Genomic DNA, 26759 nt, shown 5'->3' on the forward strand with positions numbered 1-26759 from the left:
AGGGGGCACGGGGGCGGTGCGGTTGCGGTACGCGGTACGACGTGCGGGCTGGCGGGGCGCATCGGCGGGGACCACTGCGGCCACGCCCAGAAACGATCCCGGAAGCGCCCAGCAACGTCACCCAGCCAGTGACATCCGTCACACCGCCCCTCCGCAGTGCCGGCTCACGATCGCCTGCAAGCCGCTCACTCCCGCCGATCCCCCCCCGCCCACCAGACCTTGGAAGCAAACGGCCCCCCAAGAGGCCCAACGCTTCCAAGATCTCCGACCCGCGCAGATCTTGGTATCGGACCGCCCCGGGAGGGGCGGAGCCGTACCAAGATCGTCGGTGGGCACCGGCTACGCGGTGCGGCGAGCGGTTCGGACGGGGTGGCTCGCACGGCGGGGGACTCGGACGGAGGGTGGCTCGGACGGAGGGTGGCTCGGACGGGGGGTGGCTCGGACGGGGGTGGGGACGCCCGCGGGGTGGGGTGGGCTGGGCGGGTGGGATCATCGGGGGGTGAGCCGCGCCGATACCGTACGTTTCCGTCACAACCAGGCCATCCTGGTCGCCGCGATCGTCGCCACCATCGGCGCGCTTCCAGTGGCCAGTGCCCGCTGGTGGCTGCTCTGGGTGTTGCTCGTGCCGCTCGCCGTCGTGGTCTGGGCGTGGCGCGCCGGCACCGACGCCGACGCCCGGGAGCTGCGACTGCGGGCGCTCGCCGGGCAGCGCCGGGTGCCGTGGAACCGGGTCGCCGAACTCGCAGGTGATCGCAAGGGACGGGCCGTCGCCCGCCTCGACGACGGCGAGGTGGTGGTGCTGCCGGCGGTACGCGCCACCGAACTGCCCCGGCTGATCGCCGTCACCGGGCAGGAGCTACCGGACGCCGAAGCCGATCGGTGAGCAGGGATCAGTAGCCGTCGACCACCCGGTTCGTCAGCTCCGCCCCGGCCACGTACCGGCGCAGTTGCTCCCCCACCAGCCGGTACGCGCGCGGCAGCAGTCCGCGTACGGAGCCGCCGACGTGCGGGGTGAGCAGCACGTTCGGCAGCTCCCACAGGGGATGGTCGGCGGGCAGCGGTTCCGGGTCGGTGACGTCCATCGCCGCGCGCAGGCGACCCGAGGCCAGCTCGGCGACCAGCGCCGACGTGCGGGCCACCGGACCGCGGGCGGCGTTGACGAGCAGCGCGCCGTCCGGCATCGCGGCGAGGAAACGCTCGTCGACCATGCCCCGGGTCTGCTCGGTCAGCGGCACCAGCAGCACCACCACGTCCGCCTCGGGCAGCAGCGCCGGCAGCTCGTCGACGCCGTGCACGCCCTGGCCGGGGCGCGGCGTACGGGCCACCAGCGTGAAGCTCACCTCGAACGGGGCGAGCCGATCGCGTACCGCGGTGCCGATCGAGCCCGCGCCGACGATCAGCACCCGCTTGCCGGCCAGCTCGTCGGTGGGCGCCACCTCGTCGTACGCCCACTCGCGCCGCGCCTGCGCGCGGGCCAGCGGCGCGAACCCGCGTAGCGAGGCGAGGATCGCGGCGACCACCCATTCGGCGGTGGGCGAGTCGTGCACGCCCCGGGCATCGCAGAGCGTCACGCCGTCGGGCATCCGTCCCGCCCAGGCGTCCGCGCCGGCGGAGAGCAGTTGCACCACCTCGACGTCGGGCAGCTCGGCCAGGAGCGCGCCGGCGTCCGGGCCGGACAGGAACGGCGGAACCCAGAACCGCATCCCGGCCGGGGAGGACGGAAGCCGCCGGGGGTCGTCCAGCACCTCCACGGTGACGCCGGGCGGCAGCTCGCCGAGCAGTCTGCGGCCCTCGGGGTGCGGGATCCATGCCTTCACGACCGCCGACGATATCGGCCCCGGGCCGGCCGGCGCGGCGTGACCCGTGACGAACACCGCGCCGGGAATGGAGTGGCGGCCCAGCGGGGTATAACCGAGAGCGGGATGCCGCTCGGGTGTTCCGCTTGCCGAGGGCGGTGGCGATGAGCGAGGACGGCCGGGGACGGGTGTCCGTGCCGATTCCGGCGCTCGCCGATCCCGACCGATTGCGCTCACTCGACGAGACCCGGCTCGACGCCGTACCGGACGAGGCGTTCGACAGGTTCGCCCGGCTGGTCGGCGACCTGCTGGACGTGCCCGTCGCGCTCGTCTCCCTGGTGGACGCCGACCGTCAGTTCTTCCCCGGCGCGACCGGGCTGCCGGAGCCGTGGGCGGCCCGCCGGGAGACGCCGCTGACCCACTCGTTCTGCCAGCACGTCGTCGACGTCGAGATGCCGCTGGTGCTGCCCGACGCCCGCCTCTCCCCCCAGGTACGCCTCAACCTGGCCGTCGAGGACCTGGGCGTGGTGGCGTACGCGGGCATGCCCCTGACCGACCTGGACGGGCGGGTGCTCGGCTCGCTCTGCGCGATCGACAGCAAGCCCCGGGCCTGGACCGGGGAACAGTTGCGTACGCTCGCCGACCTGGCCGCCGCGTGCTCCTCCGAGCTGCGGCTGCGCATCGCGGTCCGGGGTGCCGAGGAGGCGCGCCGCCGCGCCGAGGAGGCGCACGACCGGCTCGCCATGCTGGCCGGGATGAGCGAGATGCTCGGCGGCACGCTCGACGTGGCCACCGCCGTCGACCGGCTCGGGCGCGCGATGGTGCCGCTGCTCGCCGACTGGTGCCTGATCACGCTCGTCGACCCGGCCGGCCGGCCACGCACGGTCACCGGCCTGCACCGGGACGCCGAGCGCGCGGCCGACATGGCCCGTTTCGCCGGGCTGCTGACCACCGGGCTCAGCGCGGAGTCGCAGATCCGGTCGGTGCTGCGTACCGGGCGGCCGGCGGTGCGGGCCACGGCCGACCTGGACGACGTGGCGCGCGGCACCACACGCCCGGAGCTGGTGCCGCTCGCCGACCGGCTCGGCATCGGTTCCCACCTGACCGTGCCGATCACCGCCGTCGGGGACCGGGTGATCGGGGCGGTCACGCTGGTCAACCGGCCCGGACGGCGCGGTTTCGACGCCAGCGACCTGCGCACCGCGCAGGACATCGGGGTACGCGCCGGACAGGCGGTCGGCAACAGCCGCCTCTACGGGGAGCAGCGCCACGTCGCCGAGGTGCTCCAGCACAGCATGCTGCCGAGCCTGCCGGCCGTGCCCGGGATGGAACTGGCCGCCCGCTACCTGCCGGCCGCCGACCGGGTCGAGGTGGGCGGCGACTGGTACGACGCCTTCGTCCAGCCCGACGGCGAGGTGGTCGCCGCGATCGGTGACGTCGCCGGGCACGACATCGAGGCGGCGGCCACCATGGGCCAGCTGCGCAACCTGGTGCGGGGCAACGCGTACGGGCGGGACGATCCGGTGGAGGACCTGGTGACCCACCTCGACCGGGCCATGGGCGGGCTGCGGGTGCCCACCGTCGCCACCGCCGTGCTGGCCCGGGTCCGCCCGGCCGCCGGCGGGCTGGTGGTCTCCTGGTGCAACGCGGGACACCCGCCGCCGCTGCTGGTCCGCGCCGACGGTTCGGTAGCGGTGGCGGACGGTCGCGGGCCGCTGCTCGGCCTGGCCCGCCCGCCCCGGCGCACCGGCCGGACGCTGACCCTGGCTCCCGGCGACACGCTGCTGCTGCACACCGACGGGCTGATCGAGCGCCGGGACCAGCCGATCGACGAGGGGCAGGCCGAGCTGCTCGCCCATCTCGGCACCGCCGGGCCGGGCGTTTCGCTGGACCTGCTCTGCGACCGGCTGCTCGCCGCCGCACACCAGCGGGAGGACGACGTCGCCCTGCTCGCGCTGCGGGCCGGCTGAACAGCACTCCCCCGAACGGGCCGGGTACGGGCCGCCGTCCGCGCGACGCGCCCGGTTCGCCGGTCCACACGGCTAGGCTGGGGCGGGTGAGCCCGCGTCTTGCGTACCCCCGTGTCAGCCGCCTCCGGACGGCGCTGGCGGCGTCCTGCGCGGCGCTGCTCCTGGGCGCCGCCGGCTGTGCCCTCGGCGAGCCCGAGCCGGATCCGGCCGGCGCCCCGCCCAACCTGCCCACACCGTCGAGCACCGCGAGTCCCGGCGGGGCCGGCCAGCAGGCGGTCGCCACGGTGCTGGCCAAGGGGCTGGAGGTGCCGTGGGGCATCGCGTTCCTGCCCGACGGCGGCGCGCTGGTGACCGAGCGGGACAAGGGGCGGATCCTCCAGGTCGGCCCGGAGTCCGGCCCGGAGGGCCTGGCGGTGCGGCCGGTGCAGACCGTGCCGGACGTCGCCGCCGGCGGCGAGGGCGGCCTGCTCGGCATCGCGGTCTCCCCGGCGTACGAGCGGGACCGCACGGTCTTCGTCTACTACACCGCCGAGAACGACAACCGGATCGCGAAGATGCAGCTCGGGCAGGCGCCGAAGCCGATCCTGACCGGCATCCCGAAGTCCGGCACGCACAACGGCGGCGGGCTGGGCTTCGGCCCGGACGGCCACCTCTACGCGAGCACCGGGGACGCCGGGCGCACCGAGAACGCCCAGGACGCCAAGAGCCTCGGCGGCAAGATCCTCCGGATCACCCCGGACGGCAAGCCGGCGCCGGGCAACCCCACCGCCGGGTCGCCGGTCTGGTCGACCGGCCACCGCAACGTCCAGGGCTTCGCCTGGACGCCGGACAAGAAGATGTACGCGGTGGAGTTCGGCCAGAACACCTGGGACGAGATCAATCAGATCAACAAGGGCGGCAACTACGGATGGCCCCGGGTCGAGGGGCGTGGCGACGACAAGCGCTACGTGAACCCGATCACGCAGTGGCCCACCGGTGACGCGTCCTGCTCCGGCCTGGCGGCGGCGGACCGCGTGCTCGTCGCCGCCTGCCTGCGCGGCCAGCGGCTCTGGCTGGTGGAGCTGGCCGGCAACGGCACCGTCCTCGGTCAGCCACGCGACCTGCTCACCGGCCGGTACGGTCGGCTACGGGCCGTCGCGGCGGCGCCGGACGGCTCGCTGTGGGTGAGCACCTCGAACCGGGACGGCAGGGGCACCCCCACCGCCGAGGACGACCGCATCCTGCGACTCGTGTTCGCCGACGGGGGCGCCGGCCGGAGCTGATCCGGGCCGGGCGGGTTTGTCAAGATCGCGCAAGGGGCAGGTCAGGATCTCAGCATGGACGGCCACGAGAACGAACAGCACCGCACCGGGGACGAGATGTCTCCGGAGCGCGGGCGTGCCCGCCGCGTGACGGCGTGGCGGCCCGGTAACCGGCTGCGCCGGCTGGGTGTCGTGCTGGCTCTGCTCGCTGTCACACTCGGCGGCATCGTGATCGGCACGTACGCGGGCGGCCACGTCGGCACCGACATCGGCCCGTTCCGCGCCGAGCTGAAGCTCAGCCCGTCACTGAGCGGCGGCACCACCGTCGACATCCCTCCCCTGGGCGCGCTGCTGCTGGACAGCCACGACGGCCCGGCGTACCTCACCGTCGAGGTGGGCTCGCTGGACCAGGGGCGCACCGAGGCGCTCCTCGACGACCCGGCCAGCATCAGCCGGGCCAGCCAGTCGGCGGTGCAGGACGTCCGCGACGGCGTGATGCGGCTCGGGCTGCGTACGCTCGCCTCGGTGGTGCTGGCCACGCTGATCCTGGCGGCGCTCGTCTTCCGGGACGTCCGGCGTACCGCGTGGGCCGGCGGTATGGCGCTCGTCATCACGGCGGGCAGCCTCGGGGCGGCGGCGAGCACCCTGCGCCCGCAGGCCATCGAGGAGCCCCGGTACGAGGGCCTACTCGTCAACGCGCCCGCGATCGTCGGTGACGCTCGGCGGATCGCGAACGACTACACCAAGTACGCCGAGCAGCTCCAGCGGCTGGTCGGCAACGTCAGCAAGCTCTACACGACCGTCTCGGCGCTGCCGGTGGTGCAGCCGTCGCCCGGCACCACCCGGGTGCTGCACGTGTCGGACATCCACCTCAACCCGACCGGCTGGCAGTTGATCCGTACCGTGGTCGAACAGTTCGGCATCGACGTGGTGGTCGACACCGGCGACATGACCGACTGGGGCAGCGAGCCGGAGGCGTCGTTCGTCGGCTCGATCGGCCTGCTCAAGAAGCCGTACGTGTTCATCCGCGGCAACCACGACTCGCCGCGTACCGCCGCCGCGGTGGCGCAGCAGCCGAACGCGATCGTGTTGAACAACTCCGTCACCACAGTCGGCGGGCTGACCATCGCCGGCCTCGGCGACCCCCGCTTCACCCCGGACAAGGAGACCTCACCGGCCGGGAGCGGGCTCACCTCGGCCGTGGCCGACCAGGTGATCGGCGCCGGCGAACAGCTCGCCGCCACGATCGAGAAGTCGCCGCGCAAGGTCGACATCGCGCTCATCCACGATCCCGCCTCGGCCGGCCCGCTCTCCGGCACCTGCCCGCTCGTGCTCTCCGGGCACACCCACTCCCGGCAGGTGTCGAAGCTGCCGCAGGTGGAGGGCAAGCAGCCGACCACGCTGATGGTGCAGGGCTCGACCGGCGGGGCCGGGCTGCGCGGCCTGGAGGGCGAGAAGCCGACTCCGCTGACCATGACGGTGCTCTACTTCGACCAGCAGAAGCTGCTCCAGGCGTACGACGACATCACAGTCGGCGGCACCGGGCAGTCGCAGGTCAACCTGGAGCGGCACGTCATCCGCGACCCGGCAAAGGGTGACCAGGTGCCGGTCACCCCGACCCCCACCCGCGGCCCCTCCGAGTCGCCGTCGCCGGGTACGACCACCCTGAGCCCCACCCCCACGAGCTGACCGTCCCGGATCCTCGCCTTCCTCGCGGCCACGCCGGGCGCCCTGCCGCGTGACACCCGGTCACTGCGCGTCATGAAGCCGTCCGGCACCGGGATGCCCCACCGCCGCCTTTGCTCTGCACCCATCGGCGCGGCAGGCACCGAGAGTCACCGCGCGGATGGGTGCAGAGCAGCGAGCGATCCATTCCGCCCCAGCTCAGGGTGGTGCTGCGGATTTGGCTGCAGAGCAAAGGCGGCACGAGGCCATACCTCCGACCGCAGAGGCAGTCACTTTCCGCAACCGAAATCGCTTATGACCTTCCGTTACGGCAGCGGGCTGTCGTGCCACCCGGACCGGCCGGCAGCGACCCGCCGTCGTCGCGAGCCGGCGCAGCCGCGCAGCCGACAGACTGGGCGCGAGCCGGCGCGCTGGCGAGCCAGCGAGCCGACCGACCGGGCGCGAGCCGTCAGCGCAGCGCGATCGCGGCCAGCGCGGCGTTGACGATGCTGCCGGGCAGCAGGTCGTGCAGCTCGTACAGCTCCCGGACGCTGCCGGACTGGCCGAACTCGTCCACGCCGAGCGGCACCGCCGGGGCGCCGACCGCCGAGCCGAGCCAGGCCATCGCGTGCGAGGCCGCGTCGTGCACGGTGACCACCGGCACCCGGTCGGCGAACGCCGACCGCAGCGCGCCCGGGACGCTCGGCACGGTAGCGGTCCGCACACCCTGGCGCAGCGTCCGCTGCCACGCCCGGTAGAGCCGGTCCAGGCTGGTCACGTCGACCACGTGCGCGGCCACGCCCTCCTCCGCCAGCTCCGCGGCGGCGGCCAGGACCTCCGGCAGCACCGCGCCGGAGGCGGCGAGCTGCACGACCGGGGCATCAGCCAGATCGGGGTACGCCTGGTGCGCGTCGACGAGCCGGTACGCGCCGGCCACCACCTGCCGCCGCAGCACCGCGTCCCCGAGCCGCGCCCGGGCCGCCTCGAACGGCGCCTGGTCGACCGGCCGGGTGCTGAGCCGGAAGTAGTACGCCCCGTCCTCGGCCGGCGCGGCTGTGGCGGCCGGTGCGGCACCACCGGCGATCTGCCCGAGCGCGTCGCAGAGCAGCCAGTCGAGGCTGCCGGCGTACGCGGGCTCCAGGAACGTCACCCCCGGCAGCTCCAGGCCGACCGACGCGGTGATGGTGGACTGGTGCGCCCCGCCCTCCGGGGCGAGCGTGATGCCCGACGGGGTGCCGGCCACCACGAACCGGGAACCGGAGTACGTCCCGTAGAGGAACGCGTCCAGACCGCGCAGCACGAACGGGTCGTAGACGGTGCCCACCGGCAGCAGCGGCTGACCGGACAGGTCCCAGGACAGGCCGAGCTGGCCCAGCAGCAGGAACAGGTTCATCTCCGAGATGCCCAGCTCGATGTGCTGCCCGGCGGGGCTCTCGGTCCAGCGCAGCATCCGGTCCTCGGTCCAGGAACGCTGCTCCGTCGGGGCGAACACGCCCGTCTTGTTGATGAACCCGGCCAGGTTGGTCGAGGTGGCCACGTCCGGCGCGGTGGTCACCAGGTAGGGCGCGACCTGCGGATCGCGGGCCAGGTCGACAAGCACCCGGCCGAAGGCCTCCTGGGTGGAGACGGGCTTGTTCGCGCGTACCCTCGTGGTCTCCGGAACGGTGACGCCCAGCGCACGCTCGCGCGGCGGGCGGGACAGCGCCTCCCGGCGCTCGCCGGCCCGGATACCGGCCGGGGACGCCGGGTCGAGGCGGTCCCACTCGGTCTCCGGCGTCAGGCCGTGCGCGGCGCGCAGCGCGTCGACCTGCTCGGTGGTGAGCAGCGCCGAGTGGTTGCGCGGGTTGCCGGCGATGGGCAGGCCCCAGCCCTTGACCGTGTACGCGAACACGACGCTGGGCCGGTCGGTCACCGCGTCGCACTGGGCGTACGCGTCGAGCATGGCCTGCGCGTCGTGCCCGCCCAGGTCGGTGACGAGCGGGCCCAGCTCGTCGTCGCCGATGTCGGCGACGAACGCGGCCACCTCGGCCGGGGCGCCGTCCAGGAACTGCTTGCGCAGCGCGGGCCCGGCCAGCCCGAACAGCGACTGGTACTGCTCGTTGGGCATCCGGTCGATCCAGTCGCGCAGCGCCGCGCCACCCGGCCGGGCGTACGCCTCGGCGAGCCGACGGCCGTACTTGACCTCCACGACGTGCCAGCCGGCCGCCTCGAACTGGCCGCGCCACTGGTTGATCCGGATGCCGGGGACGACCCGGTCCAGCGACTGGCGGTTGAAGTCGACGAGCCACATCACGTTGCCGAGCCCGGTGGTGGCCGGGTCGGCGACCGCCTCCCAGATGTTGCCCTCGTCCAGCTCGGCGTCGCCGATGAGGGCGACGAACCGGGAGTGCGGGCGCGGGCCGAAGTGCGCGTCGACGTAGCGGCGGGTGACGGCGGCGAACAGCGGCGCGGCGGCGCCCAGGCCGACCGAGCCGGTGGAGAAGTCCACCTCGTCCGGGTCCTTGGTCCGCGACGGGTACGACTGGAGCCCGCCGCGTGCCCGCAGCTTCGGCAGGTACGACCGGTCGAGGTTGCCCAGCAGGTACTGGATGGCGTGGAACACCGGCGAGGCGTGCGGCTTCACCGCGACCCGGTCCTCGGCGTCCAGGTGCTGGAACCAGAGCGCGGTCATCGCGGTCACCAGCGAGGCGCTCGACGCCTGGTGGCCACCGACCTTCACCCCGTCACCGGTGTCGCGGTCGTGGTTGGCCGCGTCGACGATGCGGGTGGCGAGCCAGAGCACCCGGCGCTGGATCTCGTCGAGGACGTCGAGGTCGTGCTGGTTCACGGTGACTCCATCCGGGCGTCGCCGTTGACGCCCCGTGAGTGGGGTGAGGCGTTAGGAAGGGCCCCTTCCCATGCACCAGGCGTTAAGAAGGGGCCCTTCCTTGCACGTCAGGCGCCGAGGCGCGCCAGGATCAGCTCGCGGACGGTCTTCGCGTCCGCCTGGCCGCGCGTGGTCTTCATGACCGCGCCGACCAGCGCGCCGGCCGCCGCGACCTTGCCGCTGCGGATCTTGTCGGCGATGGCCGGGTTGGCCGCGATCGCCTCGTCCACGGCGGCGGTGAGCGCGCCGGTGTCCGAGACGACCTCCAGGTTGCGGTTGGTCATGATCTCGGTCGGCGAGCCCTCGCCGGCCACCACGCCCTCCAGCACGGTACGGGCCAGCTTGTCGTTGAGCTTGCCCGCGTCGACAAGGCCCTGAAGCTCGGCGACCTGAGCCGGGGTGGCGCCCACGTCGGCCAGCTCCACGCCGGTCTCGTTGGCGCGGCGGGACAGCTCACCCAGCCACCACTTACGGGCCGCCGCAGGGGTCGCGCCGGCAGCCACAGTCGCCTCGATCAGCTCGACCGCGCCCGCGTTCACCACGGACTGCATGTCGAGGTCGGACAGGCCCCAGTCCTGCTGGATCCGCTTGCGGCGCAGGCGCGGCAGCTCCGGCAGGGCGGCCTTCAGCTCGGCCACCCACGCGGTGTCGGGGGCGAGTGGCACCAGGTCCGGCTCCGGGAAGTACCGGTAGTCGGTGGCGGTCTCCTTGGACCGGCCCGACGTGGTGTCGCCGGTGTCCTCGTGGAAGTGCCGGGTCTCCTGCGTGATCCGGCCGCCGGCCTCCAGCACCGACGCCTGGCGCAGCATCTCCGAGCGCACCGCCCGCTCGACCGAGCGCAGCGAGTTGACGTTCTTCGTCTCGGTGCGGGTGCCCCACTCCTCGCCCGGGCGGTTCAGCGACGTGTTGACGTCGCAGCGCAGCGAGCCCTCCTCCATCCGCACGTCGGAGACGCCGAGCGAGCGGATCACGTCGCGCAGCTCGGCGACGTACGCGCGGGCGACCTCGGGCGCGAGCGCGCCGGTGCCGGGAATCGGCTTGGTGACGATCTCCACCAGCGGGATGCCGGCCCGGTTGTAGTCGACGAGCGACTCGGTGGCGCCGTGGATGCGACCGGTGGCGCCGCCGACGTGCAGCGTCTTGCCGGTGTCCTCCTCCAGGTGCACCCGCTCGATGCCGATGCGGACCAGCTCGCCGTTCACCTCGACGTCCAGGTAGCCGTCGGAGCACAGCGGCTCGTCGTACTGGCTGATCTGGAAGTTCTTCGGCATGTCCGGGTAGAAGTAGTTCTTCCGGGCGAACCGGCACCACTCGGCGATGGAGCAGTTCAGCGCCAGCCCGATCCGGATGGTCGCCTCGATGGCGGCCTTGTTCGCCACCGGCAGCGAGCCGGGCAGGCCCAGGCAGACCGGGCAGACCCGGGTGTTCGGCTCGCCGCCGAAGTCGGTCGGGCAGCCGCACCACATCTTGGTGTTCGTGCCCAGCTCGACGTGGGTCTCCAGGCCGATCACCGGTTCGAAGCGCGCGACGACCTCGTCGTACGCGGGCAGTGTCGTCGTCATCTGAGCTCCAGGCGCGATCCGGACAGAACCGTTCCAGCCTAATCGGCTGGCCCGGCCACCCCGCTGCCGGGCTTCGAGATCACCGCGTGGACCGCCCCGACGCCCCGGCCCGGCCCGGGCGTCACTCGGGTGGGGTGAAGGTCCGACGACGGTTGTACGCCAGCACGAGCAGGATGCCGCCGACGGAGAAGGCCACGACGCTCAACAGCAGCAGCACGAGCGGCGAACCCGGCCCGGTGGCCGGCAGCCACGTGCCACTGGCCTTCGACGGTGACGGCGTCGGCTGGGGCGTCGCCGGGCTGCCCTCCGACGGCGTGGCGGCCGGATCGCTCGCGGTCGGCGTGGCCGTCGGGTCGGTCGGAGCGGGCGTCCAGCCGGTCGGGGTCGCCGTCGGGGTGCCCGGGGTCCGGGCGGCGACGGTCAGCGACACCTGCTTCGTGGCGCTGGTGCTGTGCCCCTTCGCCGCGACGGTGAAGGTGAACGTGCCGGCGCTGCCCGGTGTGCCGCTGAGCCGGCCCTTCTCGTCGAGGGTGAGGCCGTCCGGCAGGGCCCCGGCGGCCAGGGCGAACACGATGTCCGAGTCGCCGTCGGCGGTGAACCGGAAGGAGTAGTGCTTACCGACTGTGGCGGCGGGCGGTTCGCCGGAGGTGAAGGCGGTCGCCGCCACGGCGACGACGACGGTGGCGTCCTGCTCGTCGAAGAGGCCGTTCTTGTCGGTCATCCGCAGCGTGAACGTGTATGTGCCGGCTGTGGTCGGCGCACCGCCGAGCGACGTACCCACCACCAGCATCCCCGGCGGCAGGCTGCCCGAGACCACCGACAACCCGTACGGCGCGGCGCCGCCTGTCGCCTCGACCGTGTGGATCGCGTACACCCGGCCGAGGTACATGGGAGACCGGGGCTTGCCGGACGTGATGACGACCTTCGGCTGGCGTACCTCGATCGTCGCCGTCTGCTCGTCGAAGAGGTCGTTCTGATCGGTCATCCGCAGCGTGAACGTGTACGTGCCGACTGTGGTCGGCGCGCCACCGAGCGACGTACCCACCACCAGCATCCCCGGCGGCAGGCTGCCCGAGACCACCGACAACCGGTACGGCGCGGTCCCGCCTGTCGCCTCGACCGTGTGGATCGCGTAGACCTGCCCGATGACCATGACCGACCGGGGCTTACCCGAGGTGATGGTGACGGTCTCGGTGGCGGCGGTGACCGGTTGCGCGGTGGCCGGCTGGGCGACACCCAGCAGCAGCGCGACGGCCATCGTCAGGGCCATGACCGGGCGAAGTGTCCCCATCGCACATCCAGGTCTCGATCGGAGCCGCTCGCATCCGCCAGCGGACCGTAGTCCAGTCGATCCAGCAGCCTCGAATCCTATTCGACCAGTGCCAGTGACAGGTGGCAATCCGCTGTTCGGTGATCACCGTGTCGGTACGGAGGCGGGTGGCCCGCCTCCGTACCCCCGGTTTCTAGAGCGTCGGCGGGGTGAGCGTGCCGACGGCGTTCTCCAGCGCGGCGGCGACCCGGTACATCCGGTCGTCGGCCATGGTCGGCGCCATGATCTGGAAGCCGACCGGGAGCCCGTCGGACAGGCCGCACGGCACCGAGATGGCCGGACCGCCGTACAGGTTCGTCGGGATGGTGAACAGGTCGGCCAGGTACATCTGGTACGGGTCGGCGGTGCGCGACCCGATCGGGAACGCCACGAACGGCGTGGTCGGCGAGATCAGCGCGTCGACCTGCTCGAACGCGCTGGTGAAGTCCCGCGTGATCAGGGTGCGGACCTTCTGCGCCTGGCCGTAGTAGGCGTCGTAGTAGCCCGACGAGAGCGCGTACGTGCCGATCATGATGCGGCGCTTGACCTCGGGGCCGAAACCGGCCTCGCGGGTCAGCGACATGACCTCCTCCAGCGACCGGTTGCCGTCGTCGCCGACCCGCAGGCCGAACCGGACGCCGTCGAACCGGGCCAGGTTGGAGGAGCACTCGCTCGGCGCGATCAGGTAGTACGCCGGCAGCGCGTACTTGAAGTGCGGGCAGGAGATCTCGACGATCTCGGCGCCCAGCTTCGCCAGCGCCTCGACCGACTCGCGGAACGCGGCCATCACGCCCGGCTCCGCGCCCTCGCCGGTGAACTCGGTGACCACGCCGAGCTTCACGCCGGTCAGGTCGCCGGTGGCGCCGAGCCGCGCCGCGGCCACCACGTCCGGCACCGGTGCCGGGATCGAGGTGGAGTCGCGCGGGTCGTGACCGCCGATCACCTGGTGCAGCAACGCGGCGTCGAGCACGGTACGCGCGCACGGGCCGGGGGTGTCCAGCGACGAGGAAAACGCCACAAGGCCGTAGCGGGAGGTGCCGCCGTAGGTGGGCTTCGCGCCGACGGTGCCGGTGACCGCGCCGGGCTGGCGGATCGAGCCGCCGGTGTCCGAGCCGATCGACAGCGGCGCCTCGTACGCGGCCAGCGCCGCCGCGCTGCCACCGCCCGAGCCGCCCGGGATCCGCTCCAGGTCCCACGGGTTACGGGTCGGCCCGTACGCCGAGTATTCGGTGGAGGAGCCCATCGCGAACTCGTCCATGTTCGTCTTGCCGAGCATCACCGTGCCGGCGGCGCGCAGCCGCTCGACGATCGTCGAGTCGTACGGCGGGCGCCAGCCCTCCAGGATCTTCGACCCGACGGTGGTCGGCACGCCCTTGGTGGTGAGCACGTCCTTCACCGCGACCGGCACACCGGCCAGCGGGCCCAGCTCCTCACCGGCGGCGCGACGCTCGTCCACCGACCGCGCGGCGGCGAGCGCACCCTCGGTGTCGACGTGCAGGAACGCGTGCACCCGGTCGTCGACGGCGCCGATCCGGTCCAGGTGCGCCTGGGTGACCTCGACGGCGGAGGTCTCGCCGCTCGCCACCAGCCCGGCGATCTCGACGGCGCTCAACTTCGTCAGGTCGGTCATGCCGGCACTCCCGCTGCGCTCGCTCATGAGGCCACATCCTCGTCCAGGATCCGCGGGACGCGGAACCGCTGCTCCTCGGCGTCGGGGGCGCCCGACAGCGCCTCCTGCGGGGTCAGGCCCGGCCGCACCACGTCCTCGCGGAGCACGTTCGTCAGCGGCACGGAGTGGGACGTCGGCGGGATGTCCGCCGCGGCTACCTCGCCGACCTGCGCGACCGACTGGAGGATCACATCCAGCTGGCCGGCGAAGGTGTCCAACTCCTCCTCGGTGACGGCGAGCCGCGACAGTCGCGCGAGGTGCGCGACCTCCTCGCGGGAGATGGCGGCCATCGGTGCCCCCTTCGTGGCTGTCCTGAGACGTCTGGCGGTGGGCCGGCCGCGCGTACGGGCGTGCTCGATGACGCGCGGTGACCGGAGCGAGTCTATTGTCCCGCCGTCACGACGACGCCTTCGACTCCCCCTCCGGCGCCGGAGCTCCACGGCTGCCCGCCTCGGCCGGGCGCACCGGACGGTAGCGGGACAGCCAGGCCACCAGGTCCTCGGCCGGCATCGGCCGGGCGTGGAACCAGCCCTGCGCCACGTCGCAGCCGGCGGCGTGCAGCAGCCGCCAGGTGCGCTCGTCCTCCACGCCCTCGGCCACCACGCGCAGCCCGAGCGCCCCGGCCAGCTCGATCATCGAGCGGACGATCGCCGCGTCGTCCGGGTCCTCGGCCATTCCGAGGACGAACGACCGGTCCACCTTCACCTCGGACAGCGGGAGCCGGCGCAGGTGTTGCAGCGACGAGTAGCCGGTGCCGAAGTCGTCGAGCGCGATGCCGACGCCGATCCGGTGCAACTGGGTGATGCTGGCGAGCACCCGCCGTGGGTCGGCCATCAGCGCGCCCTCGGTGATCTCCACCTGGAGCCGCTGCGGCGGCACGCCGTACCGGGTCAGCCGGTCGGCGATCTGGTCGGCGATCTCGCCGGTGTGCAGGTCGCGGACGCTGACGTTGAGCGCGGCACGCAACGTGAGCCCGGCCGCCGACCACTTGGCGAGCTGCTCCACCACGTCGTCCACCACGCGGCGGGTCAGCAGCCGCATCACCGCGCTCTGCTCGGCGACCTGGATCAGCTCGCCCGGGTCGACCATGCCCCGGCGCGGGTGCCGCCAGCGCAGCAGCGCCTCGACGCCCACCACCTCGCCGGTGGCGATGGCGATCTGTGGCTGGTAGTACATGGTGATCTCGCCCGGGTGCCCGGCCTGCTCCTCCGGCCCGCCGGCGGCGCTCCCGTCCGCGGTCGGCCCGATGACGCCCGGCGCACCGGTGCTGACGGCCACCTGCGCGTCGTGCGCGGCGTCGGTCCCGTCGGCACGGTCCGGCGTGGCTTCCCCGCCACCGACCACGAACGGCGTGACCACCGGCCCGGCGGCGGCGCCACCGGGAGCGGCCCGGCGGCGGATCGGGTCGGCGCCGGTGAGGATGCGCTCGATCAGGTCGTCCTCGTGCCGCTCCTGCGCGCGGTCCCGGCGGCGCCGCAGCCACCGGTTCGACCCGTCGCCGGACCGTCCCCCGCCCGCCCGTCCGCCGCCCCGGCCTCCGTCGCGCGCCGGGCGCTGGTTGCGCGACGGCCGCTCGGCCCGGGCCGGTCGCGCGCCCGGCAGCGCCGGCTCCAGCGCCGCTCCGTCACCCCCGCGTACGCCCACCGTCTCCCCGGCCGACGCGGACGGGCCGGACTCCAGCACCCGCCGCAGGTCGGCCAGCAGGCTCAGCCGCTCGGCCGAGTTGTGGTCGGACTCCGGCGCGTAGACCGCCACCGTGTCGTTGCGGTGCTTCGCGTCGTACATGGCCACGTCGGCGTGGCGCATCAGGGTCGCGAAGTCCTCGCCGTGGTCGGGGTAGAGCGCGATGCCGATGGCACCGCCGACGTCCAGCGGCAGCCCGTCCAGCGGCACCGGCTCGGCGAGCGCGGCGACCACCCGGTCGGCCCGCTCGCGCGCCTGGTCGATGTCGGTGAGCCGGGGCACCACGATGGCGAACTCGTCGCCGCCGAGCCGCGCCACCATGTCGCCGCCGCCGACCGCGCCCATCAGCCGGGCGCTCACCTCGACCAGGAGGCGGTCTCCCACCGCGTGCCCGAGCGCGTCGTTCACGTGCTTGAACCGGTCGAGGTCGAGCAGCAGCAGCGCCAGGTGCGCGTCCGGCGCGCCCCGGGCGGCCCGCTCGCCGTGCAGGTGCACCTGCTCGGCCACCTCGGTCAGCAGCGCCTTGCGGTTGGGCAGCCCGGTGAGCGGGTCCACGTCGGCGAGATGTTCCCGTTCGTCGGAGAGCCGGGCCATCCGGTAGACCGCGAACAGCGGCACCAGCACCAGCGGGATCAACGCCGCGCTGGCCCGGGCGGCGGCCACCAGGACCGGGGCCAGCAGCAGCAGCGAACCGGTGGCCAGCAGCTCGTAGGCAAGGCCGCTGCGGAAGCTCGGCCACCACCGGTCCCCGAAGCGCAACCGGACCGCGGAGCTGACCAGCCCGTAGTTGACCACGAACCAGGCCACCGTCGCGCCACCCACCGCCGCCACGTCGGTCCAGCGCAGCCCGCCGTCGTCGAACAGCTCGCCCGGGCCGAGCCGGGTGACTGCGTACGCGGCGGCGAGCGCGCACGCGTACTGGGCGGCGTTGAAGCCGGTGCGCCAGGGGGCGTACCCGAGCCGCCAGCCGCTGACCGCGACCGCCACGGCCTGCACCGCGACGGCCGGACCGAGGCCCCAGCCGAGCAGGATCGCGAAGGTGAAGCAGGTCGACGGGAACACCGCCGAGGTCTGCCGCCGGCCGGGCGGGACGAACGGGCGCGCGTCGCAGGCGACGGCGAGCGCCGCCATGGTCCAGAAGGCCGCCGGCAGCTCGGTCAGGCGGTCGGCGAGCCTGACGAGCGGCACGGCCGACACCAGTAGGGCGACCGCGCCGATCGCGCCGACGAAGCCGAAGAACGGCCCGCTCCGCCCGGGCGGGACGGAGTTACGCGGATCGCCGGTCTCCATCGCACCTCCCGGGGGAACGTCCTGGCGCGCGCCGTCACGCGTCGTACGCCAATGAAACGCCCTCCGAGGCGGTTTCCCCGACACGACAGTCACGAATCGGTCGTAGTCGTAATTAACTTGGTATCCGCCGGCGTTCGCCGTGACCAGCCCGTCAGCCCTCCACCCGGGCCACCTCGCGGGCGGCGTCGGGGCCGGAGTCGAGCAGAACGCGGAAGCCGTCCTCGTCGAGGATCGGCAGTTTCAGGGTGGCGGCCTTGTCTGCCTTGGAGCCGGGATTGTCGCCGACCACCACGAAACCGGTCTTCTTGGAGACCGAGCCGGTCACCTTGCCGCCCCGGGCCTGGATCGCCTCGGCCGCCTGGTCGCGACTGAACCCACTCAACGTGCCGGTGACCACCACTGTGACGCCGTCGAGCGGTCGCGGACCCTCGTCGGCGGCCTCCTCGGCCATCCGTACGCCCGCCTCGGCCCACTTGCGCACCACCTCGCGGTGCCAGTCGACGGCGAACCACTCCTTCAGGCTGGCCGCGATCGTCGGGCCGACGCCGTCCACCGAGGACAGTTCCTCCTCGCCCGCGGTCTCGATCGCCGCGATGGAGCGGAAGTGCCGGGCGAGCGCCTGCGCGGCGGTCGGGCCGACGTGCCGGATGGAGAGCGCCACCAGCACCCGCCACAGGTCGCGTTCCTTGGCCTCGGCGAGGTTGTCGAGCAGTTTGGTGGCGTTGCTGCCGAGGCTGCCGTCCTTGTTGACGAAGAACGGCGACCGGCTCAACTGCTCGGCGTCGAGCTGGAACAGGTCGCCCTCGTTGGTAATGATCTCGGCGTCCAGCAGCGCCGCCGCGCCCTTCTCGCCGAGCACCTCGATGTCGAGCACCTTGCGGCTGGCCAGGTAGAAGACCCGCTCGCGAATCTGGCCGGGGCAGGCCCGCCCGTTGGGGCAGCGGATGTCGACGTCGCTCTCCTTGGCCGGCGCGAGCGGTGTGCCGCAGGCCGGGCAGGTGGTCGGCATGACGAACGGGCGGGCGTCGGCCGGACGCAGCTCGACCACCGGGCCGAGCACCTCGGGGATCACGTCGCCGGCCTTGCGCAGCACCACCGTGTCGCCGATGAGCACGCCCTTGCGCTCGACCTCACGGGCGTTGTGCAGGGTCGCCAGCGCGACAGTGGAACCGGCCACCCGGACCGGTTCGAGGACGGCGAACGGGGTGACCCGGCCGGTGCGCCCGACGTTGACGTCGATGTCGAGCAGCTTGGTGTTGACCTCCTCGGGCGGGTATTTGAAGGCGATCGCCCAGCGGGGCGCCCGGCTGGTCGAGCCGAGACGGCCCTGGATGGAGACCGGGTCGACCTTGACCACCACGCCGTCGATCTCGTGCTCGACGTCGTGCCGGTGCTTGCCGTAGTAGGCGATGTATTCCGCCACTCCGGCCAGGTCGTCCACCACCTTCCACCTGTCACTGGTGGGCAGTCCCCACGCCTTGAGCGCCGCGTACGACTCGGACTGCGCGGCCGGGCGGTAGCCGGTGCGGGCGCCGATGCCGTGCACCACCAGGCGCAGCGGGCGGGAGGCGGTCACCCGTGGGTCCTTCTGCCGCAGGCTGCCGGCGGCGGCGTTGCGCGGGTTGGCGAACGGCGCCTTGCCCTGCTCGACCAGGCTCGCGTTCAGGTCGGCGAACGCGGCCACCGGGAAGTAGATCTCGCCGCGCACCTCCAGGAACTCCGGCACGTCGGGGAAGCCGTCGGCCGGGGTCAGCCGGGCCGGCACGCCCTTGATGCTGCGCACGTTGGCGGTGACGTCCTCGCCGGTGCGGCCGTCGCCCCGGGTGGCGGCGCGGACCAGCCGGCCCTTCTCGTAGGTCAGGTTGATGGCGAGCCCGTCAACCTTCAGCTCACACAGGTAGGGCACCGGGCCGCCCGCGTCGCGCTCGACCCGGTCGGCCCAGGCGGCCAGCTCCTCGTCGGCGAAGGCGTTGTCGAGCGAGAGCATCCGCTCGGCGTGCGCGACCGGGGTGAAGTCGGTGGAGAAGGTGCCGCCGACCCGCTGGGTGGGCGAGTCGGGGGTGCGCAGCGCCGGGTATTCCGCCTCCAGCGCCTCCAGCTCCCGCAGCTGCCTGTCGAACTCCGCGTCGGTGATGGTCGGCGCGTCCAGCACGTAGTAGCGGTATTGGTGCTCGGTCAGCTCCTGGCTGAACGTGGCGTGCCGCTCCCGCGCGGCCGGGGTCGGCTCGGCCCCCGCCGCCGCCTCCTGGGCCGCGTCGGCCGCTGTGGGAACCACTTCTTCGGACACGCCGCCGCCTTCGGACACCGCTGTCGACCTCCCGTGTCGGTGCTACCCGAGAACCGTAGCGGTCGGGACTGACAGTCGTCCGGCCACCCGCGCCGAGCAGGGCGGACCGGCACGCGTCGCGCCACCCGGGCGGGGCGGCCCCCGGCGTGCGACGATCGCGTCGGCGGCACTGGGCGGCAACGGTCGGGAGGCGGGCGGCGGATGCGCGACGGGGTGATCTGGGCGCTGGTGATCGTGGCCTGTGTCGCGGCGGGCTGGTTGTGGAACGAGTGGCGCCGCCGGGCGGCCGAACGCGCCGCCGGGACACGTGGCCGGTCCGACGGGCGGCGGCCGGGCACCGGTCGTGGCAGCCGGACCGGCGGACCGGGCGGCGGTCGGACCGGCACCGACCGGCCCGGTGGTGGACGGCCCGGCGGCGCGCGTCGCGGCGACCGGGCCGGCGCCGGGTCACGTGGTGACCGCACCGCGGCGCCGCCGCGGCCACGTGCGGCCGGGCGGACGGACCGGGACGAGCCCCGGCCCGGGGAGATCTGGTGGGCCGACGTGCCCTACGCCGACGGGACCGGCTCGAAGGTGCGCCCCTGCCTGGTGCTGCGGGTCGACGGCGGGGACGCCGAGGTATTGAAGATCACCAGCCAGGACAAGTCGGATCGGGACGACCACCTGCCGATCCCGACCCGGGACTGGGATCCGGACGCCGACCACGACAGCTTCCTCGACGTCAGCGAGCCGATCCCGGTGCCGCTCGACGCGTTCGCCGACCGGGCCGGCACCTGCGACCCGGACCTGTGGCGGGGTGTGCGTCGGCTGAGCCACCTCACCGGCTGAGCGAGCCGCCCCCGGCCCGGCCGCACCCGCGACGAACCCGGGCAAACCGCCGTGTCGGTCGACGACTGCCGGAACCCGGACCGGTTGCGCGCCACGCGGGCGATCCCCCCGATCGCCGCCGTGTCACCCCGCGCCGGGCGTATCCCCCTCGAACGCGGCGGCGAGCGCGGTGAGCTGGCCCGCGTACTCGATCCGGCCGGCCCATCCGGCAGGCCAGGCGGCCGTGCCGTACGCGGCCCCGACGAACGCGCCGGCCAGCGCGGCGATGGAGTCCGAGTCACCGGCGGTGGTGGCGCCCCGGGCCAGCGCGCCGACCGGGTCGTCGCTGTGGCGCAGCGCGCAGAGCAGCGCGGTGGCCAGCGCCTCCTCGGCGATCCAGCCCTCGCCGGTGAACCGGCACGGGTCGCCGCCGTCGTCCGGGCGGGCCAGCGCCGCCTCCAGCCGGCCCAGCACGTGCAGGCAGTCGTCCCAGCCCTGGGCGACGAACCCGGCCGCGCTGCTCTCGCCAGACCGCTGCCACAGGTCACCGAGCCAGTCGTCCCGGTAGACGGTGCGCTGCTCCCGGGCCCGCTCGGTGAGCAGGCCCGGCAGCTCCGGCAGCGCCGCGCCGTCGCGCAGCAGCCGGACCGCGTACGCGGTCAGCTCGCTGGCCGCCAGCCCGGTCGGGTGGCCGTGGGTGAGACCGGCCTGGAGCTGGGCCAGCCCGGCCATGGTGTCCAGGTCGACGTCGAGCAGCCCGACCGGGGTGACACGCATGTTCGCACCGCAGCCCTTCGAGCCCGCCACTGTGGCCTCCTGCCAGCGGGTGCCCCGGGCCAGTTCGGCGCAGGCCCGCAGGCAGGTCATGCCGGGGGCACGGTTGTTCTCCGGGCTGACCGACCAGTCGACGAAGCGCTGCCGCAGCAGCGGCTCCACCGCCCCGGCCGTGTACGCGGGCGCGTCGTGCAGCGCCCACGCCACGGCCAACGCCATCTGGGTGTCGTCGGTGACCAGGGCCGGATCGCCGGTCAGCTCGCGCGGACCGGCCGGACCGTAGCGCCGGACGATCTCGGTGACGGTGAGGAACTCGGTGGGCTTGCCCAGGGCGTCGCCGTAGGCCAGGCCGAACAGCGAACCGGCGGCGCGGCCGGTGGCGGTGGAGGCGGTCACGCCGGTGATCATGCCTCCGCCGCGCAAGTCGCGGAAGATCAGTCCCAGCAGAGGCAGAACGGGTGGCCGGCCGGGTCGGCGTAGACCCGGAAGCCCTCCCCCTCGCCGGGCAGCCGCCGCGCGCCCAGCGCCAGCGCCGCCTTCTCGGCCGCCTCGATGTCGTCGACAGTCACGTCCAGGTGGAGCTGCTGCGGCCGGGCCGGGTCGGGCCAGTCGGGGGCGCGCAGGCCGGGCGCCTTCTGGAAGGCCACCCGCGGCTGGTGCCCGGGCGGGCCGCCGAGCACCACCCACTCGTCGCCGTCGGAGTTCTCCTCCACCACGGGCAGGCCGAGCAGCTCGGCGTAGAAGGCGGCGAGCGCACGCGGATCGGGGCAGTCGATCACTGTGGAACGCAGTCGTCCAATCATGCCGGTCATCGTGCCCGGCGGGTACGACGGAAAAACGTCAGTCCTCGGCGAGACGCCGGCCCGCGTCGCGGCAGGCGGTCAGCACCGCGCGGGCGTACCCCGGGGTGGCACCGGCCAGGCCGCACGCGGGGGTGACCACCACCTGCTCGGCCAGCCGGCGGCGGGGGAAGCCGAGCCGGTCCCAGACCCGGCGGACCCGGTCGGCGACCTCGGCCGACGTCGGCGCCCGGCCGGAGGCCGGCGGCAGCGTCGGCGCGGCGCCTGCGAGCAGACCGAGCCCGGCGTCGATCGCCTCGCCGAGCGGGTCGAGCTCGGTCACGAGCGACAGGTCGAGCGCGACGCCCACCGCGCCGGCGGAGCGGATCAGGTCCAGCGGTACGTCCGGCGCGCAGCAGTGCACCAGCGCCGGTACGCCGGCCGCCTCGATCACGTCGCGCAGCAGCGCCCGCGCCACCTCCGTCTCGACCGGGCGGTGGGTGCCGAAGCCGCTCTCGGTGGGCACCCGGCCGGCCAGCACCGCCGGCAGGGACGGCTCGTCGAGCTGGAGCAGCACCGAGGCGCGGGGCAGCCGCCGGGTCACCGCGTCGACGTGCCTGCGCAGCCCTTCGCCGAGCGAGCCGGCGAGGTCGCGTACCGCGCCCGGGTCGCGCAGCATGCGTCCGCCGATCGGCAGCTCCAGCGCGGCGGCCAGGGTGAACGGGCCGGCGGCCTGGACCTTCACCGGGCCGGCGTACTCCTCGGCCTGCTCGGCGAGCTGGTCGAGATCGCGTTCCATCAGGTCGCGGGCGCGGCGCAGATCCCGGCCGGGGCGCGGGGCGATCCGCCAGCGGGCCGCGTACAACTCGACAGGCAGTTCGACCAGCAGGCCGGCGGTGCGGCCGACGAGGTCCGCGCCCGGCCCCCGGGCGGGCAGCTCGGGCAGGTGCGGGAGGGCGGGCAGCTCGCCGAGCACGATGCGCTGCGCCTCGGCGATGTCGGTGCCGGGCAGCGACCCGATCCCCGTCGCCGCACCGGTGGGCCAGGGCCACGCCTGCTCAGTCACCGCCGCAGCCTATCCGCTGCCCGTCGCCGGTCAGGCAGCGGTGATGGTGGCGGAGCCGAGCACCACGTCGCCGGCCGGGTCCGGCCGGTAGGCCACGATCGCCTGACCGGCGGCGACACCCCGGACCGGGCGGCGCAGCGACGCGCGCAGGCCGTCGGCGTCCACCTCGACGGCGGCCGGCACCACGTCGCCGTGGGCCCGCAGCTGCACCTCGCACTCGACCGGCCCCTCCGGGCACGGCCCGCCGGTCCACACCGGGCGGACGGCGCGCACGTCGGAGACCTCCAGCGCCTCGGCCGGGCCGACCGTCACCGTGTTCGTGGTCGGGGTGATCGACAGGACGTAGCGCGGCCGGCCGTCCGGCGCCGGGCGGTCCAGGTGCAGCCCGCGCCGCTGCCCGACGGTGTACTGGTAGGCGCCGCTGTGGCTGCCCACCACCGCGCCGGTGAGCGCGTCCACCACCTGCCCCGGGGCCTCGCCGAGGCGCTCGGCGAGGAAGCCTCGGGTGTCGCCGTCGGCGATGAAGCAGATGTCGTGCGAGTCGGGCTTGCCGGCCACGGCGAGGCCGCGCCGGGCGGCCTCCGCGCGCACGTCGGCCTTCGTCGAGTCGCCGAGCGGGAAGATCGACCGGTCGAGCTGCGCGCGGGTCAGCACCGCCAGCACGTACGACTGGTCCTTGGCGAGGTCGACGCTGCGCCGCAGCAGGCCGTCCGGGCCGAGCCGGGCGTGGTGGCCGGTCACCACCGCGTCGAAGCCCAGGGCGACCGCCCGGTCCAGCACCGCGGCGAACTTGATCTTCTCGTTGCAGCGCAGGCAGGGATTCGGGGTACGCCCGGCGGCGTACTCGGCCACGAAGTCGTCCACCACGTCCTCGTGGAACCGGTCGGCCATGTCCCAGACGTAGAACGGGATGCCGAGCACGTCGGCGGCCCGCCGGGCGTCCCGGGAGTCCTCAAGCGTGCAGCAGCCCCGGGCGCCGGTGCGGTACGTCTGCGGGTTGCGGGCCAGCGCCAGGTGCACGCCCGTCACGTCGTGCCCGGCCTCCACCGCCCGTGCCGCCGCGACGGCGGAGTCCACCCCGCCCGACATCGCCGCCAGAACCCTCACCGGCCCACTCCCCTCGTCCTCACCGAGCGTATCCGGGTCAGCGGGGCGTACGCAGAGCGGCCGCGCGGCGGGCCCGTTCCACCGCGGCGGGCAGCGCGGCGATCAGCGCGTCCACGTCCGCGCCGGTGCTGGTGTGCCCGAGCGTGAAGCGCAGCGAGGACCGGGCCCGGTCGTCGTCGGCGCCCATCGCCAGCAGCACGTGCGAGGGCTGGGCCACGCCGGCCGAGCAGGCCGAGCCGGTCGAGCAGGCGATGCCCTGGGCGTCCAGCAGCAGCAGCAGCGCGTCGCCCTCGCAGCCGGGGAAGGAGAAGTGCGCGTTGCCGGGGAGCCGGTCGGCCGGGTCACCGTTGAAGATCACCTCGGGGACCGCCTGCCGCACCCGCTCGACCAGCTCGTCGCGGAGCGCGGCGACGCGTGCGGCGTACTCCTGCTGGCCTTTCACCGCGGCCTCGACGGCGACAGCGAACGCGACGATGCCGGCCGTGTCGAGCGTGCCGGAGCGCACGTCGCGCTCCTGGCCGCCGCCGTGCAGCAGCGGGGTGGCCGCCACGTCGCGGGCCAGCAGCAGCGCGCCCACGCCGGTCGGCCCGCCGAGCTTGTGCCCGGTCACGGTGAGCGCCGACACACCGCTGGCGGCGAAGTCGACAGGCACCTGCCCGACCGCCTGGATGGCGTCGGTGTGGAACGGCACACCGTGCTCGGCGGCGACGGCGGCCAGCGCGGCCACCGGCTGGACGGTGCCCACCTCGTTGTTCGCCCACATGGCGGTGACCACAGCGACGCGCTCGCCGTGCTCGGCCAGCTCGGCGCGCAGCCGTTCCGGATCGAGCCGCCCGGCGGCGTCGACCGGAAGCCGGCCGGCCTGCGCGCCCTCGTGCTCGACCAGCCAGTCCACCGCGTCCAGTACGGCGTGGTGCTCGACCGCGCTGGAGACCACCCGGACCCGCTCGGCCCGGTCGGCGCGACGGGCCCAGAAGATGCCCTTCACGGCGAGGTTGTCGCTCTCCGTACCGCCGCCGGTGAAGATCACCTCGGAGGGGCGGGCGCCCATCACGGCCGCCACCCGCTCACGGGACTCCTCCACCCGGCGCCGGGCCCGGCGTCCCGCCGCGTGCAGCGACGACGCGTTGCCGACCTCGCGGGCGACGGCGACGTACGCCTCGAGTGCCTCGTCCAGCATCGGGGTCGTCGCCGCGTGATCAAGGTATGCCATCACGGTTCAGCCTAACGGCCTGCGCACCCGGAGCCGGGGGCCGGACCGCCCCGTCCCACCCGAGTCGGTCCGGCCCGCTCACGCGGGAACGGCCACGATCACGCGGGAACGGCCGTGACCACGATGTTGTCCCGGTAGCTGCGGGTCTTCGCGTCGAACGGCCCGCCGCAGGTGATGAGCGTGAGGCGGGGCTTGCCGTCGCGGGCGAAGTACCGCTCCAGCGGGATCTTCGACTTCCGGTACTCCTCGCGGGCGACCACCCGGTAGGCGCGCTCGCGGCCGTCCGAGCCGGTGGCGGTGAGCTTGTCCCCCTGGTCCAGCTCACGCAGCCGGAAGAACGCCCCCTTGCCCTGCTCGGCGCTGTCCACGTGCCCGGCGATCACCACCGACCCGGCGCCGGCCTCCAGGCCCGGGCCGTAGCGGTACCAGCCGACCCGGTCCACGCTGGGCGGCACCTCGAACTCGTCGGTGCGCTCGTTGACGCCCACCGGGTTGACAGTGGCGGTGACCCGGATCGGCGGGATGCTCAGCTTCACCGGCGGCACGATCTCGTTGTCGGCGGGCAGCGTGCCCGGGTTCACCGGGACCGATCCGCCGCCGCTCGCCGCAGCGGCCGGTGTGGGTGTGGGCGTGGCGCCGGACAACGCTGTCACCTCGTCGCCACCGACGTCCTCGGCGCTGCCGGACCCGCACGCCACCACACCCGCCAGGGTGAGCGCGGCGGCGCCGGCGGCCATCGCCGCCAGCGCCCCGCGGTTGCGCACCGTCACCGGCGACCGGCCCGGGCGGTTGCCGCCACCCGCGCCGAGCCGCCGACCAGGAGCAGGACGCCGGCCCCGGCCAGCACGTACCACCAGGTGTCCACGCCGGTGCCGGCCTGACCGCCGGTGCCGCTGGGCACGCCGCCCGGCGCCGAGTGCAGGCCGTTGATGGTCTGGGCGACCACGCTCAGGTTCTTTGCCTCGGCCGAGCCGATCGCGTAGACGATGGTGGCGGTGCCCTCCTTCAGGTTCAGGTCGGCCGGGCCGATGGCGACGGTGTCGGTGCCGGCGAGCACCACGTCCGCCTTGACCGAGCCGGCGGCCACGTCCGCCTTGGCCTCCTTCGGGTTGGTCAGGTCCTCGAAGACCGGCGTGCCGCCGGCCCGCACGTCGACGGCCGGGGCGGCGGCGGTGTGCCGGACGATCAGCCGGGCCTTGCCGGCGCCCACCTTGGACACGTCGTTGACGAACGGGGTGATCCGCGGCTTGCCGTCGGCGCTCAGGTGCGCGGCGAGGCTGATGTTCGCCCCGCCCGGCACCTCGGCGTCGTCCACCTTCAGGATCGCCTTGTCGATCGCCTCACCCGGCTTGGTCAGGGCGATGTCGTACTCCCCCTCGGGCAGGGTGAGCGGGCCCGCGACGTCGCCGGGCTTGAAGTTGTCAAGCGTCTTCTCGCCGTTGACGTACACGTCGACAGGGGTGTCCGGGATGCCGTGGACCACGGAGACCTTCGACGAGGCGGCGTAGGCCGGGCTCATGGTGGCCGCGCCGACGCCGGCGAAGGTGAGGGCGGCCACCGCGCCGCCCGCGGCGACCCGACGGAACATCGCGTACTGCATTGTCTGCCTCCTGGTGGTTGATGCTGATTCGTCAGGCCTGGCTTGCAGAACGGGTTACGCCGGCTCCGTCGCACC

Annotated in this window: 20 protein-coding genes; 5 read left to right on the forward strand and 15 right to left on the reverse strand. The window is 74.1% G+C overall.

The genetic code is table 11. The features are described 5' to 3' along the window. Window positions 1-499: 499 nt before the first annotated feature. On the forward strand, window positions 500-883 hold the full coding sequence (locus tag AB0D28_RS21355) for a PH domain-containing protein (protein ID WP_357388223.1): 384 nt from the start codon (window positions 500-502) through the stop codon (window positions 881-883). 7 nt (window positions 884-890) lie between these two features. Here the strand turns inward: AB0D28_RS21355 and AB0D28_RS21360 are convergent, their stop codons facing one another. Continuing rightward, window positions 891-1817: a 2-hydroxyacid dehydrogenase gene (locus tag AB0D28_RS21360; RefSeq protein ID WP_357388225.1), complete on the reverse strand. Its 927-nt coding sequence runs from the start codon at window positions 1815-1817 to the stop codon at window positions 891-893. Window positions 1818-1960: 143 nt separating this feature from the next. Here AB0D28_RS21360 and AB0D28_RS21365 point away from each other — a divergent pair, with 143 nt between their 5' ends. The 3 genes from AB0D28_RS21365 to AB0D28_RS21375 all read left to right on the forward strand — a co-directional run bounded on the left by AB0D28_RS21365 (window position 1961) and on the right by AB0D28_RS21375 (window position 6696). After that, complete coding sequence (locus tag AB0D28_RS21365; protein ID WP_357388227.1) at window positions 1961-3766, forward strand: SpoIIE family protein phosphatase; 1806 nt, start codon at window positions 1961-1963, stop codon at window positions 3764-3766. Between the two features lie 86 nt (window positions 3767-3852). Then, the gene (locus AB0D28_RS21370) at window positions 3853-5028 is read left to right on the forward strand and encodes a PQQ-dependent sugar dehydrogenase (RefSeq protein WP_357388229.1); all 1176 of its coding nucleotides are present in this window, start codon (window positions 3853-3855) and stop codon (window positions 5026-5028) included. Between the two features lie 96 nt (window positions 5029-5124). Then, window positions 5125-6696: a metallophosphoesterase gene (locus tag AB0D28_RS21375; protein WP_357388284.1), complete on the forward strand. Its 1572-nt coding sequence runs from the start codon at window positions 5125-5127 to the stop codon at window positions 6694-6696. Window positions 6697-7141: 445 nt separating this feature from the next. Here AB0D28_RS21375 and AB0D28_RS21380 read toward each other — a convergent pair whose 3' ends face one another. From AB0D28_RS21380 to ligA, 7 genes are all read right to left on the reverse strand, one after another. Beyond that, complete coding sequence (locus AB0D28_RS21380; protein WP_357388231.1) at window positions 7142-9499, reverse strand: pyruvate dehydrogenase; 2358 nt, start codon at window positions 9497-9499, stop codon at window positions 7142-7144. A 107-nt stretch (window positions 9500-9606) separates the two neighbouring features. After that, window positions 9607-11100, reverse strand: a complete 1494-nt coding sequence (gatB, locus tag AB0D28_RS21385) for an Asp-tRNA(Asn)/Glu-tRNA(Gln) amidotransferase subunit GatB (RefSeq protein ID WP_357388233.1) — start codon at window positions 11098-11100, stop codon at window positions 9607-9609. Between the two features lie 121 nt (window positions 11101-11221). Continuing rightward, window positions 11222-12370: a putative Ig domain-containing protein gene (locus AB0D28_RS21390; RefSeq protein ID WP_357388235.1), complete on the reverse strand. Its 1149-nt coding sequence runs from the start codon at window positions 12368-12370 to the stop codon at window positions 11222-11224. Between the two features lie 193 nt (window positions 12371-12563). Next, window positions 12564-14039 (reverse strand): Asp-tRNA(Asn)/Glu-tRNA(Gln) amidotransferase subunit GatA, encoded by a 1476-nt coding sequence (gene gatA, locus AB0D28_RS21395; RefSeq protein WP_357388286.1) that lies wholly within the window; start codon window positions 14037-14039, stop codon window positions 12564-12566. 23 nt (window positions 14040-14062) lie between these two features. Beyond that, window positions 14063-14368 (reverse strand): Asp-tRNA(Asn)/Glu-tRNA(Gln) amidotransferase subunit GatC, encoded by a 306-nt coding sequence (gatC, locus tag AB0D28_RS21400; protein WP_013284468.1) that lies wholly within the window; start codon window positions 14366-14368, stop codon window positions 14063-14065. 106 nt (window positions 14369-14474) lie between these two features. Further along, complete coding sequence (locus AB0D28_RS21405) at window positions 14475-17051, reverse strand: EAL domain-containing protein (RefSeq protein ID WP_357388237.1); 2577 nt, start codon at window positions 17049-17051, stop codon at window positions 14475-14477. 151 nt (window positions 17052-17202) lie between these two features. Further along, window positions 17203-19356 carry an NAD-dependent DNA ligase LigA gene (ligA, locus tag AB0D28_RS21410; protein WP_357388239.1) on the reverse strand — a complete coding sequence of 718 codons (2154 nt, stop codon included), beginning with the start codon at window positions 19354-19356 and terminating at the stop codon, window positions 17203-17205. 183 nt (window positions 19357-19539) lie between these two features. Between ligA and AB0D28_RS21415 the strand changes: the two genes are divergently transcribed. Next, a complete protein-coding gene (locus tag AB0D28_RS21415; RefSeq protein WP_357388241.1) occupies window positions 19540-20166 on the forward strand; it encodes a type II toxin-antitoxin system PemK/MazF family toxin in 627 nt (208 codons plus the stop codon). 123 nt (window positions 20167-20289) lie between these two features. Here the strand turns inward: AB0D28_RS21415 and AB0D28_RS21420 are convergent, their stop codons facing one another. From AB0D28_RS21420 to AB0D28_RS21450, 7 genes are all read right to left on the reverse strand, one after another. Then, complete coding sequence (locus tag AB0D28_RS21420; protein ID WP_357388243.1) at window positions 20290-21327, reverse strand: ADP-ribosylglycohydrolase family protein; 1038 nt, start codon at window positions 21325-21327, stop codon at window positions 20290-20292. Between the two features lie 26 nt (window positions 21328-21353). Further along, entirely contained in the window at window positions 21354-21722 is a 369-nt protein-coding gene (locus tag AB0D28_RS21425; RefSeq protein ID WP_210898758.1) for a VOC family protein, read from the reverse strand. Window positions 21723-21759: 37 nt separating this feature from the next. Next, entirely contained in the window at window positions 21760-22764 is a 1005-nt protein-coding gene (locus AB0D28_RS21430; protein WP_357388245.1) for a methionine synthase, read from the reverse strand. Between the two features lie 30 nt (window positions 22765-22794). After that, entirely contained in the window at window positions 22795-23871 is a 1077-nt protein-coding gene (gene mnmA / locus AB0D28_RS21435; protein ID WP_357388247.1) for a tRNA 2-thiouridine(34) synthase MnmA, read from the reverse strand. Between the two features lie 37 nt (window positions 23872-23908). Next, window positions 23909-25084: a cysteine desulfurase family protein gene (locus tag AB0D28_RS21440; RefSeq protein WP_357388249.1), complete on the reverse strand. Its 1176-nt coding sequence runs from the start codon at window positions 25082-25084 to the stop codon at window positions 23909-23911. A 98-nt stretch (window positions 25085-25182) separates the two neighbouring features. Continuing rightward, window positions 25183-25854 carry a class F sortase gene (locus AB0D28_RS21445; RefSeq protein ID WP_357388251.1) on the reverse strand — a complete coding sequence of 224 codons (672 nt, stop codon included), beginning with the start codon at window positions 25852-25854 and terminating at the stop codon, window positions 25183-25185. Then, on the reverse strand, window positions 25851-26684 hold the full coding sequence (locus AB0D28_RS21450; RefSeq protein WP_357388253.1) for a DUF4397 domain-containing protein: 834 nt from the start codon (window positions 26682-26684) through the stop codon (window positions 25851-25853). Before AB0D28_RS21450 ends, AB0D28_RS21445 begins: the two co-directional genes overlap by 4 nt. Window positions 26685-26759: the final 75 nt, after the last annotated feature.

The sequence above is a fragment of the Micromonospora sp. NPDC048169 genome, assembly GCF_040652815.1.
Lineage (GTDB): Bacteria > Actinomycetota > Actinomycetes > Mycobacteriales > Micromonosporaceae > Micromonospora.